This window comes from Streptomyces purpurascens, from assembly GCF_045040895.1.
GTDB lineage: Bacteria > Actinomycetota > Actinomycetes > Streptomycetales > Streptomycetaceae > Streptomyces > Streptomyces purpurascens.
This window is the reverse complement of sequence record NZ_CP108341.1, coordinates 4,693,815-4,710,398: the sequence shown is the minus strand read 5'-3', so window position 1 is coordinate 4,710,398 and position 16,584 is coordinate 4,693,815. Positions and strand designations below refer to the sequence as shown.

The window sequence follows — 16,584 nt, the reverse complement described above, 5'->3', positions numbered from 1 at the left end:
GGACAACTCACGCGGGAGCGGGCAGCGCCTGCCCTTCCGCCACCTCCGCCACCTCGGCCAGCACCCGTTCCGACCGCTCCACCGAGACGTCGAGCCGGGCCAGCACCGCGGGCACGCAGATACTCGGCAGGAAGTGCTCGAACATCACGACGACACGGCGTTCCAGATCGCGCCGCTGGCAGCGCAGCTGGGACAGCAGCTGCACCCCCGAGAAGCTGCCGACCAGCAGCTCGGCCGTCTCCGCCACGTCGACATGCGGCAGCAGTTCGCCCTGCGCCTTGGCCTCGGCCAGCCGCTGTACGTTCTGGTCGAACCACATCCCGAAGGCCTGCGTACGGTCGAGGTCCATGGCCCCCTGGTCGAGGGCGAGCCCCACACTGGCCCGCACCAGCGGCTCGGACCGCAGCCGGCGGGCCAGCACCAGACCGGAGTCGACGAGTTCCTGGAGCTTGCTGGACTGAGGCGGGAGGGTGATCGCGAGCTGCTCCTCGAACACCCCGATCGCGAGCTCCTCCTTGGAGCCGAAATGGAAGTACAGCGCGCCTTTGGTGACGCCCGCCCGGTCCAGGATCTCTCCGATGGTCGCCGAGGTGTAGCCGCGTTCGTCGAAGACGGCCGCCGCCGCCTCCAGGATGGTCCGCCGGGTGCGGATCGCGCGCTCCTGTCGCGCCATCGGGTGCCTCCTGATCTCCGTCGATCCCTGTGAAGTCACTGTGCAGCGGGGGCGCGAGAGCCCGTCCCAGCGGCTTGGCTCACCCTTTGAAAAAAACCGGCTCGTCCGTATCTTAGTCAAACGTCCACATCGCATACCGACCGCAGCCAGGCAGCCGATCCTGGGGGTTCTCATGCCGCAGACAGGACCTTTAAGCGCACCCACGGACGATCAGACCGGACGCGAGGCCCCTCCGGCAAACAGAACCGTTGCGGCCGTCGAGAACGCGCCACAAACCGAGCGCGGCCCCCACACCGCCGTCACCACGGACCTCGCCCACCGCACCACCGACACCGACGTCTTCCCCACCCGGTGGCGCCGAATCTCCGACGCCCGCTTCCGCTTCACCGCGCACTGGCCGGCCGCCCACCCCTTCTTCGGCCCCGTGGACGACCGCCACCAGGACCCGATGATCGTGGGAGAAACGTTGCGGCAGGCCTCCATGGTGCTCGCCCACGCCGAGTACGGCGCCCCGGCCGACACCCACTTCGTCATGTGGGACCTGACGGTCCACGCCGACCCGTCCGCTCTTCCGCTGTCGGACGCCGCCGAACCGGTCGACATCGACGTCGTGTGCTCCGAGGTACGCCGCCGCGGTCGCGGCCTGAGCAGCATGCGGACCACGATGGAGTTCCGCCGCGCGGGACGCTTCGTCGCCCGCGGCACCGGCAGCACCGGCTGTACCTCGCCGCTCGCCTACCGCCGGCTGCGCGAACGGCAGTTGGCGGCCCTGGAGACTCCGGTGCCGCTGCTGCCGGGCATCGCGCCCGAGCTCGCCGGCCGCTCCCGCGCCGAGGACGTCGTCCTGGCCCCCGCCGACCGCCCCGGGGTCTGGCTGCTGCGCGTGGACACCCGCCACCCGGTCCTCTTCCCCCGCCCCAACGACCATGTGCCGGGCATGGCCCTGTTCGAGGCGGCCCGCCAGGCCGCGACCGCCGCGACCGGTCAGCACCCCTTCCTGCCCCGCGCGATGACGGCCACCTTCGCCCGGTACGCCGAGCTGCACAGCCCCTGTCGGCTGGAGACCGAGGTGCTCGGCACGGACCGGGGGGAGGTGACCGTACGGGTCTCGGGGAGGCAGGACGGCGAGTCCGTCTTCACCGCCACCCTGACCTCCGCACGGCCCGCCCGGATACGGTCGCTGTCGTGACGGTCAACCTTCTGATCACAGGCGCGAGCGGCTTCGTCGGGAGCCATGTGGCCGCCGCCGCACACCGGCGACCCGGCGTGCGCGTACGGCAGTTGTCCCGGCGGACACCGCCCGGCCCCGAATCCGTCCACGGCGACCTCGGCGACCCGGCCTCCCTGCGCGGCGCCTGCGCGGACACCGACGTCCTGGTGCACTGCGCCACCCGGATCAGCGGCGACGCCGAGACCGTCGCCGCCGTCAACGACCTGGGCACACGCGCCCTGGTCGAGGAGGCCGTGCGCTCCGGGGTGGGCCGGATCGTGTACGTGAGCACGGCCGCCGTGTACGGCCGGGGCCCCTTCCGCGGCGTACGCCCCGGGGAGGTGCCGATCGCGCCCGCGTCGGCCACCAGCCGCACCCGGGCCGCCGCCGAACGGCACGTCCTCGACGCGGGCGGCCTGGTGCTGCGACCGCACCTCGTCCACGGTGAGGGCGACCGCTGGGTGGTCCCCGGACTGGTGTGGCTGCTGGGCCAGTTGTCGGCGACCCTGACCGGCTGCGCGGCGCTCCAGTCGATGATCGACGTCGGCACCCTGGGCCGTGCGGTGGTGGCGGCGGCCCTGTCCCCGGCGCACGGCGGCGGTGTGCACCACGTCAACCACCCCGAGCCGGTCAAAGTCCCGGACCTGCTCGGCGCTGTGAGCGCGCAGTTGGAGGTGCCCGGCACCGATGCCTCGGTGGACGTCGCCACCGCCCTGGAACGGTCCGCCGGGACACCGCTCGCCCTCCATCACCTCGGCATGCTCACGGTCGACCACTGGTTCGTGGACGACGGCTTCTGGAAGGACCTCGACTGCTCGCCCGGCGAGGGCTTCGCGGCGGCCTTCACGCGGGCGGCACCCTGGTACCGCTCGTTCCTCCGGGACCGGGGCGCTACCTGACCGACTCCGCCTCTTCCAGCTCTTCCGGACGGGGGCCGTGCAGCAGTACGGGCAGTTCCTCGTGCCCCGTCGAGATGATGGAGCGCAGCCGCTTCGGCGGGCGGGACGGGTCGGCCAGGGCCAGTCGCGGGAAACGGTCGAACAGGGATGTCAGGGCCGCCGTGGCCTCGGCCATGGCCAGCGGCCGGCCCAGGCAGTGGTGCACGCCATGGCCGAAGGACACATGGTCGCGGCTGGTGGCGCGGGTGATGTCGAACCGCTCGGCATCCGGGCCGTGCCGCTCGGGGTCGCGACCGGCACCGGCGAAGGAGACCACGAGCGGGTCGCCCTTCGGGATCGTCAGACCCGGCTCGATCTCGATGTCCTCGACGGCGTAGCGCAGGCCCGACATGGCGCCCGGCGCTTCGAGGCGCAGCGACTCCTCCAGGGCGTCCTCCCAGGTCGCCCGCCCGGAGCGGACCAGATCGAGCTGGTCGGGGTGGGCGAGCAGGCTGTGCACGGTGTTGTCGATGAGGTTGACGGTCGTCTCGAAACCGGCGGTGAGCAACAGGATCAGGTTGTCCATCAACTCCTGTTCGCTGAGGCTGCCTTCGTCGCGGGCGGCGATGAGGGCCGTCGTCAGGTCGTCGGCCGGGTGCGCGCGCTTGTCCTGGAGGAACGCGGTGAGCGTGCCGTACAGCTCGACCCCGTTGGCCTGGGCGTCCTCCAGGGAGATCGCCGTGTCGAAGAAGCGGTTGATGATGCGGTACAGGGCACCGCGCGGACCGTCCTCACCGGGCGGTACGCCGAAGAGTTCGCACACCACCTCGTGCGGCACCGACGCCGCGAACGCCGCCCGCAGGTCGACGACTTCGCCCTGCGGGATCCGCTCCAGGTCGTCCAGGGCCCGGTCGACGATCTCCTGGACGCGCGGGAGCAGCGCCTCGACGCGCCGCTTGGTGAAGGCGGCGGACATCGGCTTGCGCAGCCGGCTGTGGTCGGTGCCGTAGGCGGTGACCATGTTGCGCACCGAGACCCAGATCGCGAGCGGCCAGGTGCGGGAGATGTCCCCGTTGATCCAGGCCGGCCAGTGCCGGAAGGCGTCCTTGCTCGTCTCGGGGCCGGCCAGGAGCCGCTTGTTCAGCTCCAGGCCGTTGATCCACCACGCCCGTACGCCGCCGGGGAGTTCCACCTCGACGGCCGGGCCCCGGGCCCGGATCCGGGATATCTCGCCGTAGAGGTCCTGGCCTGACGGGTCGATCGTCAGGAAGGGGCAGGCCTGCTGTGCCATGACACTTCGCTCCTTGGTCCAGAGGCTGGGGAACCAATGGTGCGATCCGGCCACCGAAAAAACTTGGCATCCGGTTTGTTTTGGCCACTGCTTCACAGAGTGTTGGCCAGGGACGGATACGTCTCCGCGTGGTCGGCATCCACCGGGCCGGGACAGGTCCCCGCCGGATCCAGCGCGCCCGCCAGGTGCGGTGCGGCCACGCTCGGCAGGAGCAGCTGCCACAGATCGGTCAGCGAGGGGCGGGCGAGCCGGCCGTGGTCCTCGCGGGCCAGCACCTCGATGCCGGTCGTGGCGGCGAGGACGACGGCGCCGGTGCGGTGCGGCGGCACACCGGCGGCGAGTTCGCCCTGGCGCTCCGCCTCGGCGAGCAGGCCGTCCACGCACTCCCGCCACTCCCGGCGCAGATCACGCACCCGCCCGGCGGCCGCCTCGGCGTTCAGCCGTAACCCCGCCCGCACCACGCTGTCGGCGCACAGCAGCCGGGCGACCTGGTGCGTGACGTCCACGAGGCGCTGCAGGGCGCACCCGTCGCCGTCGCGGCCCCGGGCGGCGGCGCGGCGCAGGGCATGGGCGGCCGCGTGCTCGACGGCCTCGGCCACGGCTGCCTTGTTCGCGAAGTGGAAGTGCAGCGCTCCGGAGCTGACCCCGGCCCCCGCGCTGATCTCCGCCAGGTTGGCCTGGACGTATCCCCGTGCCTCGAAGTGCCCGGCCGCCGACCGGATCAGCGCGAGACGGGTCCGGACGGCCCGGTCCTGTTTGGTCACCGGTGGCTCCCCTGGAGGGCTCTGATGGCGGCGCAATGAAACCAACTCGCTGGTTTTATACAACGCGCGTGCGACACACGGGCCTTGGGGCCGCCTCCTGCCCGCAGAACGGGGCAGCCCTAGGCCCTCAGATACGCCAGCACCGCCAGCACCCGGCGGTGGGTCTCGTCCGCCGGGGGCAGGTCGAGCTTCATGAGGATGCCGGAGATGTGTTTGCCGACGGCCGCTTCGGAGACGACCAGTTCGCGGGCGATGGCGCTGTTGGATCTGCCCTGCGCGATCAGCGCCAGCACCTCCCGCTCGCGCGGGGTGAGCCGCTCCAGCGGGTCGCGGCGGCGGCGCAGCAACTGCCGTACGACCTCGGGGTCGACGACCGTGCCGCCGTCGGCCACCTCGCCGAGCGCCTCGACGAACTCCTCGACCTGGCCGACGCGGTCCTTCAGCAGATAGCCGACGCCGGTGCCGTCGCCGGAGTCCAGCAGCTCGGCGGCGTACCGGCGCTGCACGTACTGGCTGAGGACCAGGACGGGCAGCGCGGGCCGCTCCTGGCGCAGCCGCACGGCCGCGTGCAGGCCCTCGTCCTGGAAGCCGGGCGGCATCCGTACGTCCGTCACGACCACGTCGGGCGGGTGCTCCTCGACGGCCGCGACCAGCGCCTCGGCGTCCCCCACGGCGGCGACGACCTCGTGTCCGCAGCGGCCGAGCAGCCCGACGAGCCCGTCCCGCAGCAGCACACTGTCCTCGGCCAGGACCACGCGCAGCGGCCGGTCGACTCGCAGGGTCACGGCCGGTCAACTCGCAGGGTCACAAGGGATCTCCACACGCAGCAGGGTCGGTCCGCCCGGCGGGCTGGACAGGGAGAGTCTGCCATCGAGCACCGACACCCGGTCGGCGAGTCCGGTCAGTCCGCTGCCCGCTCCGGCCCGCGCACCCCCGCACCCGTCGTCGCGGACCAGGAGGAACAGCCGGCCGTCGCGGTGCCCGCCGCTCACCTCGGCCCGGCTCGCCCCGCTGTGCCGGCCCACGTTGGCGAGCGCCTCGCACACCACGAAGTACGCGGCGGCCTCGACCGCCTGGGAGAACCGCCCGGGCAGCTCCAGGTCGACGTCCACGGGCACGGCCGAGCGGTCGGCGGCGTCGGCGACCGCGGCCTCGAGACCGTAGTCGGCGAGGACCTTGGGGTGGATGCCGTGGATGAGCTCGCGCAGTTCCGCGAGGGCCGTGCCCGCCTCCTCGTGGGCCTTGGCCAACTGGTCGGCCAGCGGGCCGGGCGGCGCGTCGAGCCGGGCCAGGCCGAGCGTCATCGTCAGGGCGACGAGCCGCTGCTGCGCCCCGTCGTGCAGATCGCGCTCGATACGCCGCCGTTCCGCCTCGAAGGCGTCCACCAACCGCACCCGGGACCGGGCCAGTTCGACCACCCTGGCCCCCAGGCCGGCCTCGCGCGGCGCGATCAGCAGCCGTGTCAGCCCGGCCCTGGCCCCGGCCACGACACCCAGCAGATAGGCGCCCAGGACGAGGAGGACCAGCCCGAGGAGGGCGAACCCGAAGGCGGCCGGCCAGCTGGTGACGAGCCACACCTTGAGCACCTTCGCCTCACCGAAGACGGCCAGGAGCACCGGGGTGGCGACCACGGTCAACGGGCACAACAGGCCGACGGCGACGGCGAGGGCGTCGACCGGCCACAGCAGCCCCGCGAACAGCAGGGCGTGGCCGAACTCCCGCCAGGTGGCCCGTTCCCGCAGCCGGGTCGTCAGCCAGGCCCGCAGGCCCGGGTCGCCGGGCGGCTCGTGCGGGTCGGGCGCCGGCTCCGGGTCGACCAGCCGCAGCCGCAGCCGCTCCAGCGCCGCCACCGGGATGCCCGCCAGGACCGTGCACAGGAGCAGCGGCAGCCCCACCAGCGCGAGCGCGAGCACCCCGCCCGCCGCCGCCGACAGCACGATCCCCACGAGCACGACGGCGCCCGTCACCGCGCCGGTGAGCAGGTAGCCGGCCGAGCGCCAGGGCCACGCCGACAGCGGATAGCCGGGGCGGGACAGGGCCTGCCACACGTTCCGAGGGTGCATGGGATCACCGTAGAAGCCGGTCGGGGGCCCTGCCATGGGCTCAGACGGAGGCCCGGGGGTATGCCTGGCCCTACCCCAGGTCTAGGCCCCGCCGCACTGCGCCGGACCGCCCCCGCGCGATGTCCTTGAAGCCCGGTCAATCGACGCGAGGTAGGGACATGAACGCCATTCAGCTGGACTCGGTCACCAGGACGTACGGAGCCGTCACCGCACTCGACGGGGTGTCGCTCTCGTTCCCCCACGGGACCTTCACCGCCGTCATGGGCCCCTCCGGCTCCGGCAAGTCCACCCTGCTCCAGTGCGCCGCGGGCCTGGACCGGCCCACCTCCGGCTCGGTCACCGTCGGCGGCACGGAACTGACCGGCCTGAGCGAACGGCGGCTGACCCTGCTGCGCCGCGAGCGCGTGGGGTTCGTCTTCCAGGCGTTCAACCTGCTGCCCTCGCTGACCGCCGAGCAGAACGTGGCCCTGCCCCTGCGCCTGGCCGGCCGCCGCGTCCCGAGGACCCGGGTGCGTCAGGCGCTCCAGCAGGTCGGCCTGGCCGACCGGGCCCGGCACAGACCGTCCCAGCTCTCCGGCGGCCAGCAGCAACGCGTCGCCCTGGCACGGGCGTTGATCACCCGCCCCGAGGTGCTGTTCGGCGACGAGCCGACCGGTGCCCTGGACTCCCGGACCGGCCGTGAGGTGCTGGAGCTGCTGCGCGGCATGGTCGACCGCGAGGGCCAGACGGTCGTCATGGTCACGCACGACCCGGTCGCCGCCGCGTACGCCGACCGCGTGCTCTTCCTCGTCGACGGCCGCGTCCACGGCGAGTTGACCGACCCGGACGCCGAGACCGTCGCGGCCCGCATGACCCGCCTGGAGGCTGTGCCGTGCGCATGACCCGCCCGAAGCCCATCGCCACGCGCCCGCCCTCCCCGAAGCCCATCGCCACGCGCCCGCCCCGCCCGAAGGCCATCGCCGCACGCCCGCCCTCCCCGAAGGCCATCACCGCACGCCCACTCCGCCCGAAGGCCGCCGCCACGCGCCCACCCTCCCCGAAGGCCATCACCGCACGCTCACTCCGCCCGAAGGCCATCGCCACGCGCCCGCCCCGCCCGAAGGCCTTCGCCGCCCGCACAACCCGCCCGGAGGCCCTGCCGTGCTGAACGTCGCCCTGCGCACCCTGCGCACCCGCTGGGTCACCTTCACCGGCAGCTTCGTCGCGCTCTCGCTGGGCGTGGCCCTGCTCACGGTGATGGGCCTGGCCCTGGCCTCCTCGGCCGCCGCCCCGGAGCGCGGCCCCGAACGCTTCGCCGCCGCCCCGGTCGTCGTCAAGGGCCAGGACACGCTGCGCGTGGCGACCCCGAACGGCGACCGCACGTCCCGGCTCGCCCACCCGCGCCCGCTGTCCGCCGCGACGGTCGCGGAGGTGCGGAAGCTGGGCCCCGTCGTGGCGGACCGCTCCTTCGCCGTACGCGCCGCCGGCGCCCCCGCCGAGCTGGTCGGCCACCCGTGGTCCACCGCCGCGTTCGCCCCCTACGACCTCGCCACCGGCCGCGCGCCCCGCACCGCCGACGAGGCAGCCGTCACCGGCGACTGGGCACGCCCCGGCCAGGAGCTCCGCACCGACCGGGGCCCCGTACGCGTCGTCGGCACCCTGACCTCCCGCGGCTTCGAGAACGCCGTGTTCTTCACCGACGCCCGCGCCGCCGAACTGTCCCCTCCGGTCCACCAGCTGGCGGTCACGGCGGATCCGGCAGCCGTACGGCAGGCCGTGGGCGACAGCAGCCAGGTCCTCACCGGGAACGCGCGCCGCCTCGCCGACGCCGATCCCGACCGGGACAGCGAGGCGCTCACCGCGATGAACGCCCTGTTCGGCACGGCCGGCGGCGTCACCGCCTTCGTGTCGGTCTTCGTCGTGGCGTCGACCTTCGCCTTCGCGGTCGCGCAGCGGCGCCGGGAGTTCGCCCTGCTGCGCACCGCAGGGGCGACCCCGGGCCAGATCCGCCGGTCCGTCCTCGTCGAGGCCCTCGCCGTCGGCGCCCTCGCCTCGGCCGCCGGCTGCGCCCTCGGCTCCCACGGGGCACCGCTGCTGGCCGCCCGGGTGGCCGCCGAGGGCCTCGCCCCGGCCTGGTTCACCATCGGCGACCACACCTGGCCGTACCACGTGGCCTTCTGGACCGGCCTGCTCGTGACCCTGGGCGGAGCGACCGCGGCCTCCTGGCGGGCCGGCCGCACCGGCCCAACCGAAGCCCTGCGCGAGGCCTCCGCGGACAGCCGGACCCTGACACCGGGCCGGCTGCTGTTCGGCACGGCCCTCCTCCTGACGGCCGCCGTGACGCTGGCCCTCGCCCTCACCGGCGCCCCGGGCGACCTCCTCCAGCGCAAGACGTACATCAGCCGCCCGATGCTGCTGATCACCGCGACCGCCCTGCTGGCACCGCTCGTCCTGCGCCCCCTGACCCGGCTGCTGACCTGGCTGCCCGCCCTCCTGCCCGGTGCCGGCGGCCTGCTGGTCCGCGAGAACACCGCCGCCGGGGTACGCCGCACCGCCGCACTCGCGGCCCCCGTGCTGGTCACGGTCGCCCTCGCGGGTTCCCTGCTCGGCGCCACCGCGACGCTCAACGGGGCGAAGTCCACCGAGGCGAGGGAGCGCACCACCGCGGCCTTCGTCGTCACCCCGGCGGCGGGGACGGCCTTCGACGCCGCCACCTTGCGCGCACTGCGGGCGGTACCGGGAGCCGAGGTGTCGCCGTCCTCCACGACGGCCGTGCACGTCCTGGAGGACGGCGTGGCCCTCGTCCGCTCCGAGGCCCGCGCCGCGACCCCCGGCCTCCTGGCGGCCACCGCACGCCTTCCGCTCACCGCGGGCGGCACGACCGATCTCGACGACGACTCGATCATCGTCAACGAGGAGTGGCAGCGGCACCGGGTCGGCGAGCGGGTCCGGGTGTGGCTCGGCGACGGCACACCGCGGACCCTGCGGATCGCCGCGGTGATGACCACCGGCACCGGTGACAACGGCGTCTACGTCACCCCGCGCAACGCCCCGGGCGCCACGGCCGACCGCGTCGACGTGGCCCTGGCCGACGGCGCGGACCCGGGCGCCGTCGCCACCGCCCTGCGCCAAGCGGTCGGCACCGGCGACGGACAGGTCCTCACCCGGCAGGAATGGCTCCGCGCCACCGCCCCCGGCACCAACCGCGCCACCCGCCTGGGCCTCCTGCTCGTCCTCGGCATCGCCCTCCTCTACACGGGCATCTCCGTGGCCAACACCACCGTCATGGCCACCTCCGACCGGATCCGCGACCTGGCCGTGCTGCGGCTGACCGGCGCCACCAGGTGGCAGGTCCTGCGGCTGACCGGCGCCGAGGCCCTGACGGTCGTCACGGCCGGCACGCTCCTCGGCCTCCTGGCCGCCGTCGTCAACCTGGCCGGCATGTGGAGCGCCCTCGCGCTGCTGTCGGTCAGGCCCGCCCTCGTCCTCCCGTGGCAGGCCCTCGGCACGACAGCGGCCGCCTGCGCGCTCCTGGCCGTCGTCTCCGCGACACTCCCCGCAGCGGTCGCCCTGCGCCGCCGGCCCGTGGAACTGGCAGGCGTACGGGAATGACGTCCCGAGGGCCGGGTGGATCTCATCATGAGACCAATAAAGTGGAGCCATGCGACGGACCTCGTTCGACACCTGGCCCTGCTCGATCGCCCGCACCGCCGACATCCTGGGCGACGCCTGGACCCTGCTGGTGCTGCGCGAGGTCTTCTACGGCGAGTCCCGCTTCGACGGCTTCATCGGCTCGCTCGGCATCGCCCGCAACACCCTCACCGACCGGCTGCGCCGCCTGGAGTCCGAGGGCCTCCTGCGGCGGCGCGCCTACCAGACCGACCCGGTCCGCCACGAGTACCTGCTGACGGACAAGGGCCGCGACTTCTTCGGCGTCCTCGCCGCGCTCAACGCCTGGGGCGACCGCTGGCTGGCCGGCGACGAGGGCGCCCCGGTCGTCCTGCACCACACGTCCTGCGACCACGACACCGAGGCCCGGGTCGTCTGCTCCTCCTGCGGCGAGCCCCTGCGCCACCAGGACCTGACCGCCCGCACCGGCCCCGGCTACCCGCCCCGCCTCCTGGACGACCCCGCCGTACAGGAGCGTTTCGCCCCCGGACGGACGCTGGGGGACGGCCGCCGGGTCTAGGACTTCGCCCTGACCAGCCCGGCGTCGTAGGCGGTGATCACGGCCTGGATCCGGTCGCGGGCCCCGATCTTGGCGAGGACCCGTCCGACGTGCTTCTTCACCGTGGACTCGCTGAGAACGAGCCGTTCGGCGATCTCCGCGTTGGTCCAGCCCTGCCCGATCGCCACCAGTACCTCGCGTTCACGGTCGCTGAGGGCCCGCAGCCGCGGGTCCGGCACGGGTGTGCCGGCCGGTGCGAGGACCTGGTGGGCGTAGGCGTCCAGCAGGCGCCGGGTCAGCCGGGGAGCCACGACGGCGTCGCCGGTCGCGACCGCGTGGATGCCGGCGACGAGTTCCTCGGGGCGGGCGTCCTTGAGCAGGAAGCCGCTGGCACCGGCCCGCAGTCCCTCGTAGGCGTACTCGTCCAGGTCGAAGGTCGTCACGATGAGGACGCGGGTGCGGCCGCCGGACGCGACGATACGGCGGGTGGCCTCGATGCCGTCCATGCCGGGCATGCGGACGTCCATGAGGACGACGTCGGGACGGAGCTCGGCGGCCATGCGGACGGCCTCGGCGCCGTGCTCGGCCTCGCCCACGGGTTCCAGGCCCGGCGTGCCCTGCAGGAGCATGCGGACGCCCATGCGCTGCAGGGGCTGGTCGTCGGCGACGAGGACGGTGGTCATGGCAGTCGTTCTCCCGGTGGTACGTCGAGCACGACGTCCACGAGCCACCCGTGGCCGGTGTCGCGCGGTCCGATGGTGACGGTCCCGCCGTACATGGCGGCCCGCTGGCGGATGCCGACCAGGCCGTGGCCGGGGCCGTCGTCCCGCGTCGCCGGTCTCGCCCGCGGGGGTGCCCCCGGCGGTGCCCCGGTGTCGGCGACCCGCACCCGTACCTCGCCCGCCTCGACGGCGAGGGTGACCTCGGCGGACGTGCCGGCCCCGGCGTGCTTGAGGGTGTTGGTCAGCGCTTCCTGGACGATGCGGTACACGGTGAGCTGCACCCCGCCGCCCAGCCCGTCGAGATCACCCACGGTCCGGTACGTCACCGGCACCCCGGCCGCGCGGACCCGGGCCAGCAGGGCGTCGAGATCCCGGATGCCGGGCTGCGGGCCGAGCGGCCGCTCGTCCTCCCGGTCCTCGCGCAGGACACCCAGCATGCGGCGCAGCTCGCTCATGGCCTGGCGGCCGGTGTCACCGAGGATCCGCAGGGCCTCGGCGGACTGTTCGTTCCGGTGGGCGGCGAGGGTCGCGGCGCCGTCGGCCACACTGACCATGACCGAGAGATTGTGGCCGACGATGTCGTGCATCTCGCGGGCGACCCGGGAGCGCTCGGCCGCGGCGGTGAGCCGGACCCGCTGATCGCGCTCGACCTCCAGGCGCCGGGCGCGGTCCTCCAGCGCCGCCAGATACATCCGGCGGATCCGCAGGGTCAGCCCGACGGCCAGGGCCGCCGTCGCCGTCCCCAGCAGGAAGAAGATGCCGCGCAGCGGATTCCCGATGTCGACCAGGACGCAGACCGCCACCGTCGTCTCGGCGACCGTCACCGCGGCGGCCCAGCCCAGCGCCCGCAACGAACCGTGCAGCGCCAGGGAGTACAGGGCGACGAGCGTACTGACGCCGGCCTGCTGCCACACCCCGAACGACCACTGCACCAGGGACACGGACGCGATCACGAAGAAGGTCACGGCCGGGGCCCTGCGCCGCCACCACAGCGGCACGATGAGGGCGGCGGCGAAGAGGTACAGGGCCCCGGACGGCAGCTGAGCTCGGTGGACCGCTTCACCGAAGGGACCGTGGCCGCGGTCGGCGAGCAGGTCGGGCAGGCTGATCAGGAAGACGAACAGCACCACCACCGTGTCGAGCAGCCACGGATGCCGGCGGTCCAGCCGCTGCCGGTCCTGCTGACCGCGCCACATCCGCCCCAGGACCGGGTGGGCCCAGTCGGCGTCGAACCCGGAGGGCGGGAGCGCCGCCCCCCGGGCGGTGTCCGCGGCGGCCGCCGCGCGTTCCGCGCTCATGGACACCATTGTCCTCGTGCCCTGGTCAGGCGTCGGTCCCGCGGAGCCGGAACGCGGCCCCGGCGAGGGTGAGCGCCACCCAGCCGGCGAAGACCGCGAGCCCGGCCCCCGGCGAGAGGGCGCCCGAGGACTCGTGCAGGGCGTAGACGGCCGACCCCGCGTTGCTGGGGAAGTAGGGGCTGAGGGTGTCGTACCAGGAGTCGGGCAGCAGCGAGGCCAGACCGGGGAGGATGAGCAGGACTCCGACCAGGGCCGCGATGGCCCCCGCTGAGGAGCGGATCAGCACACCCAGGGCCACGCCGAACACCGCCACCAGGCCGAGATAGACCCCGGCACCGGCCAGGCTGCGCAGCACGCCGTCGTCGCTCAGGGAGAGCGCGATCCTCTCGCCGTCCAGGCCCGGCGTGCCCAGCTGGAACGCGGCCAGCGCACCGACGGTGGCCAGGACCAGGGCGATGGGCCCGATCACGGCGGCCTTGGCCCACAGCACGGGCAGCCGGCGGGGAACCGCGGCGAGGGTGGAGCGGATCATGCCGGTGCTGTACTCGCCCGCGGACAGCAGCACCCCGAGCACCCCGATGGCCAGGGACGCGAAGGTCACCCCGGTCAGGGCGAGACCGACCGCGTCGCTGTCACCGCCGCCGCTTCCGGGACCGGGCGGCCCGCCGGTCGCGACGGCATCCGGACTGTAGGTGTAGCTGGCGATCGCCCCGAAGAGGACCAGCAGGAACACGGCGACGCCCAGCGTGATCCAACTGGAGCGCAGCGACCAGAACTTGGCCCATTCCGAGCGCAGCACCCGGATGCCGGTCACCCTGTACTTCGTGGTGCGGACCGGGGAGGAGGCGGGGGCGAGGCTGGTGACGGTCATCAGGCGGCCTTTCGCTCGGAGCCGCCGGGACCGGCCGGAGCACTCTGGTACTCGACGACATCCCGGGTGAGGTCCATGAACGCCGCCTCCAGCGAGACGGCCTGCGGGGTGAGTTCGTACAGCGTCACCCCGTGCTGCGCGGCGATCGCCCCGATCTCTCGGGCGTCCCGTCCGGCGACCAGCAGTTCCTCGGCGGAGGAGGAGCTGATCGTGACGTCCGGTCCGGCCAGCAGAGAGCGCAGCCGCATGGCCTCGGCGGCGCAGACCTTCACGCCTCCCCCGCCGGCCTCCCGGGTGAAGTCGTCGACGGTCGTGTCGGCGAGCAGCCGTCCCCGGCCGATGATCACCAGGTGGTCGGCGATCAGCGCGGTCTCGCTCATCAGGTGCGAGGACAGCATCACGGCCCGGCCCTCGTCGGCCAGGGAGCGCAGCAGATTGCGCACCCACAGCACGCCCTCGGGGTCGAGGCCGTTGACCGGTTCGTCGAGCATGACGATCGCCGGATCGCCGAGCAGGGCGGAGGCGATGCCGAGCCGCTGGCCCATGCCGAGCGAGAAGGCGCCGACCCGCTTGCCGGCCACGCTGGTCAGTCCGGCCAGCTCTATGACCTCGTCCACCCGGCGGCGCGGAATGCCGTGGGTGTGCGCGAGCGCCATCAGATGGCTGCGCGCACTGCGCCCGGGGTGGACGGACTTGGCCTCCAGCAGCGTGCCGATCTCCTGCAGGGGAGCGGCGTGCCGGGCGTACGCCTTGCCGCCCACCGTGACCGAGCCCCTGGTCGGGGAGTCCAGGCCGACGATCATGCGCATCGTCGTGGACTTGCCCGCACCGTTGGGGCCGAGGAAACCGGTGACCTCACCGGGCTCGACGGTGAAGCTCAGGTTGTCGACGACCGTCTTGTCGCCGTAGCGCTTCGTCAGCTCTCGCGCTTCGATCATGGGAGTGGGCCTTTCCCGCCTCGTACTCGGACCGGCCCGCGGACGCGCCGCGATGCCTGCCCTCGAAGCTAGGAGCGCGGCGCGCCCGGACCCTGGGACCGGAGGCGACTCTTCGGCGCCCGAGTGGTACCGCGGTACCACTCGTGAGATAGCTCACGCACGAGGCCCGTCGGTGGGCCTGACCAGGCTGTGTGATGCCTCACAGGGATCACGGAAACGAGAAACGGGCCCCTGCCGTGACTTCCGTCACCGGCAGAGACCCGTTTCATCGGTTCTCACTGTGCGCGAGGGGGGAGTTGAACCCCCACGCCCTTGCGGGCACTGGAACCTGAATCCAGCGCGTCTGCCTATTCCGCCACCCGCGCATTTGGGTGTGTCCTGGGCTCCTGCACCTTGCGGGCCGGCGCCTTCCGACACCCAGAACATTAGCACGCAGCACGGGGTGGGTTCACATCCCTTGTCCCCGCAGGCAGACCCGCCCCCGAACCTTCGATGCCCTGGCCACGTATCAACACGCACTGCTTCACGTATCAACCTCGTACCGGTACCCCTTGTCTCCCCAGGAGGCGGTCCGGGTCCGCAGCCCGGTGCGGGACACTGGTCCACGGCCGCCTCTACGATCCTTGGCAGGGGTACGCGAAGCGGTGACGCGCAGCAGTACCACCGGAGGAGTTCGAAGAAGAGCTCCACAGGGAACTTCGTCAGGCGTCGACACCCGTCGGCCGCACTGACAGGGGGAACCAGCCGATCGACCGGCGCGTGGATACGATCAGTAAGCAGTACCAGCAGTACCCGGCAAGCGGCCCGCAGGGCAGTACACAGGACGGCAGCCAAGGAGGAGGTGCCCCATGGGAGTCCTGAAGAAGTTCGAGCAACGTCTCGAAGGTCTGGTCAACGGCACCTTTGCCAAGGTGTTCAAGTCCGAGGTCCAGCCCGTGGAGATCGCGGGAGCGCTCCAGCGCGAGTGCGACAACAACGCCACCATCTGGAACCGCGACCGGACGGTCGTGCCCAACGACTTCATCGTCGAGCTGAGCACGCCGGACTTCGAGCGGCTCAGCCCCTACTCCGGCCAGCTCGGCGACGAGCTCGCCGGCATGGTGCGCGACTACGCCAAGCAGCAGCGCTACACCTTCATGGGCCCGATCAAGGTCCACCTGGAGAAGGCGGACGACCTCGACACCGGTCTGTACCGGGTGCGCAGCCGTACGCTCGCCTCCTCCAGCAGCCAGCAGGACGGCCCGGGAGGCGGCGCCGCCGCGCCCGCCGCCCCGCAGGGCGGACGCGGCGGTGGCTACGGCTACCCGCCGGGCGCCGGATCGCCCGCCGGCGCACCGCCCATGCCGTCCGCGCCGCCGCCCGGCGGCCGCCCCGGCGGGTACGGCTACCCGCAGCCCGCAGGCGGCCAGCGGCCTCCCGCCGCCCCGGCCGCCGGCGGACGCACCCGCCACTGGATCGAGATCAACGGCACCCGCCATCAGATCTCCCGCGCGACGCTCGTGATGGGCCGCAGCACCGACGCCGACGTGCGGATCGACGACCCCGGCGTCTCCCGCCGGCACTGCGAGATCCGGACCGGAACGCCCTCGACGATCCAGGATCTCGGATCCACCAACGGCATCGTGGTGGACGGGCAGCACACCACCCGCGCTACGCTCCGCGACGGCTCGCGGATCGTCGTGGGCAGCACCACCATCATTTACCGGCAAGCCGAAGGGTGAAGCGGGGG

General features: G+C 73.3%; 16 protein-coding genes and 1 tRNA gene. 7 read left to right on the top strand and 10 right to left on the bottom strand.

Annotation, left to right across the window (positions count from 1 at the left end):
• Window positions 1-7: 7 nt before the first annotated feature.
• Complete coding sequence (locus OHU35_RS21480; protein ID WP_189727137.1) at window positions 8-673, bottom strand: ScbR family autoregulator-binding transcription factor; 666 nt, start codon at window positions 671-673, stop codon at window positions 8-10.
• A 172-nt stretch (window positions 674-845) separates the two neighbouring features.
• On the opposite strand from OHU35_RS21480, the gene OHU35_RS21475 reads away from it, so the two are divergent.
• Window positions 846-1,862 carry a ScbA/BarX family gamma-butyrolactone biosynthesis protein gene (locus tag OHU35_RS21475; RefSeq protein WP_405506415.1) on the top strand — a complete coding sequence of 339 codons (1,017 nt, stop codon included), beginning with the start codon at window positions 846-848 and terminating at the stop codon, window positions 1,860-1,862.
• The gene (locus tag OHU35_RS21470) at window positions 1,859-2,782 is read left to right on the top strand and encodes an NAD-dependent epimerase/dehydratase family protein (protein WP_405506413.1); all 924 of its coding nucleotides are present in this window, start codon (window positions 1,859-1,861) and stop codon (window positions 2,780-2,782) included. The genes OHU35_RS21475 and OHU35_RS21470 overlap by 4 nt, the downstream gene beginning before the upstream one ends.
• On the opposite strand, the gene OHU35_RS21465 is transcribed toward OHU35_RS21470, so the two are convergent.
• From OHU35_RS21465 to OHU35_RS21450, 4 genes are all read right to left on the bottom strand, one after another.
• On the bottom strand, window positions 2,775-4,052 hold the full coding sequence (locus OHU35_RS21465; RefSeq protein WP_405506411.1) for a cytochrome P450: 1,278 nt from the start codon (window positions 4,050-4,052) through the stop codon (window positions 2,775-2,777). The genes OHU35_RS21470 and OHU35_RS21465 overlap by 8 nt on opposite strands.
• A 92-nt stretch (window positions 4,053-4,144) precedes the next feature.
• Complete coding sequence (locus OHU35_RS21460) at window positions 4,145-4,816, bottom strand: ScbR family autoregulator-binding transcription factor (RefSeq protein WP_189727141.1); 672 nt, start codon at window positions 4,814-4,816, stop codon at window positions 4,145-4,147.
• A 119-nt stretch (window positions 4,817-4,935) separates the two neighbouring features.
• Window positions 4,936-5,595 carry a response regulator gene (locus OHU35_RS21455; RefSeq protein WP_405509292.1) on the bottom strand — a complete coding sequence of 220 codons (660 nt, stop codon included), beginning with the start codon at window positions 5,593-5,595 and terminating at the stop codon, window positions 4,936-4,938.
• 12 nt (window positions 5,596-5,607) lie between these two features.
• Complete coding sequence (locus OHU35_RS21450; RefSeq protein WP_405506409.1) at window positions 5,608-6,879, bottom strand: sensor histidine kinase; 1,272 nt, start codon at window positions 6,877-6,879, stop codon at window positions 5,608-5,610.
• A gap of 158 nt (window positions 6,880-7,037) precedes the next feature.
• Between OHU35_RS21450 and OHU35_RS21445 the strand changes: the two genes are divergently transcribed.
• Genes OHU35_RS21445 through OHU35_RS21430 form a run of 4 tightly spaced genes read left to right on the top strand, consistent with a single transcriptional unit; the run spans window position 7,038 to window position 11,047 of the window.
• The gene (locus tag OHU35_RS21445) at window positions 7,038-7,760 is read left to right on the top strand and encodes an ABC transporter ATP-binding protein (protein WP_405506407.1); all 723 of its coding nucleotides are present in this window, start codon (window positions 7,038-7,040) and stop codon (window positions 7,758-7,760) included.
• Complete coding sequence (locus OHU35_RS21440) at window positions 7,751-8,026, top strand: hypothetical protein (protein WP_405506405.1); 276 nt, start codon at window positions 7,751-7,753, stop codon at window positions 8,024-8,026. The genes OHU35_RS21445 and OHU35_RS21440 overlap by 10 nt, the downstream gene beginning before the upstream one ends.
• Window positions 8,020-10,470, top strand: a complete 2,451-nt coding sequence (locus tag OHU35_RS21435; protein WP_405506403.1) for an FtsX-like permease family protein — start codon at window positions 8,020-8,022, stop codon at window positions 10,468-10,470. The genes OHU35_RS21440 and OHU35_RS21435 overlap by 7 nt, the downstream gene beginning before the upstream one ends.
• Window positions 10,471-10,519: 49 nt before the next feature.
• A complete protein-coding gene (locus OHU35_RS21430) occupies window positions 10,520-11,047 on the top strand; it encodes a helix-turn-helix domain-containing protein (RefSeq protein WP_189727145.1) in 528 nt (175 codons plus the stop codon).
• On the opposite strand, the gene OHU35_RS21425 is transcribed toward OHU35_RS21430, so the two are convergent.
• From OHU35_RS21425 to OHU35_RS21405, 5 genes are all read right to left on the bottom strand, one after another.
• Window positions 11,044-11,709: a response regulator transcription factor gene (locus OHU35_RS21425; protein WP_189727146.1), complete on the bottom strand. Its 666-nt coding sequence runs from the start codon at window positions 11,707-11,709 to the stop codon at window positions 11,044-11,046. The two genes, OHU35_RS21430 and OHU35_RS21425, sit on opposite strands and share 4 nt — an antisense overlap.
• Window positions 11,706-13,046 (bottom strand): sensor histidine kinase, encoded by a 1,341-nt coding sequence (locus OHU35_RS21420; RefSeq protein ID WP_405506400.1) that lies wholly within the window; start codon window positions 13,044-13,046, stop codon window positions 11,706-11,708. Before OHU35_RS21420 ends, OHU35_RS21425 begins: the two co-directional genes overlap by 4 nt.
• 25 nt (window positions 13,047-13,071) lie before the next feature.
• Complete coding sequence (locus tag OHU35_RS21415; protein WP_405506398.1) at window positions 13,072-13,917, bottom strand: ABC transporter permease; 846 nt, start codon at window positions 13,915-13,917, stop codon at window positions 13,072-13,074.
• Window positions 13,917-14,855, bottom strand: a complete 939-nt coding sequence (locus OHU35_RS21410) for an ABC transporter ATP-binding protein (protein WP_359891199.1) — start codon at window positions 14,853-14,855, stop codon at window positions 13,917-13,919. The genes OHU35_RS21415 and OHU35_RS21410 overlap by 1 nt, the downstream gene beginning before the upstream one ends.
• A gap of 281 nt (window positions 14,856-15,136) precedes the next feature.
• Window positions 15,137-15,220, bottom strand: a tRNA-Leu gene (locus OHU35_RS21405).
• Between the two features lie 483 nt (window positions 15,221-15,703).
• Between OHU35_RS21405 and OHU35_RS21400 the strand changes: the two genes are divergently transcribed.
• A complete protein-coding gene (locus tag OHU35_RS21400) occupies window positions 15,704-16,576 on the top strand; it encodes a DUF3662 and FHA domain-containing protein (protein ID WP_189727150.1) in 873 nt (290 codons plus the stop codon).
• The last annotated feature ends 8 nt before the right edge of the window (window positions 16,577-16,584 follow it).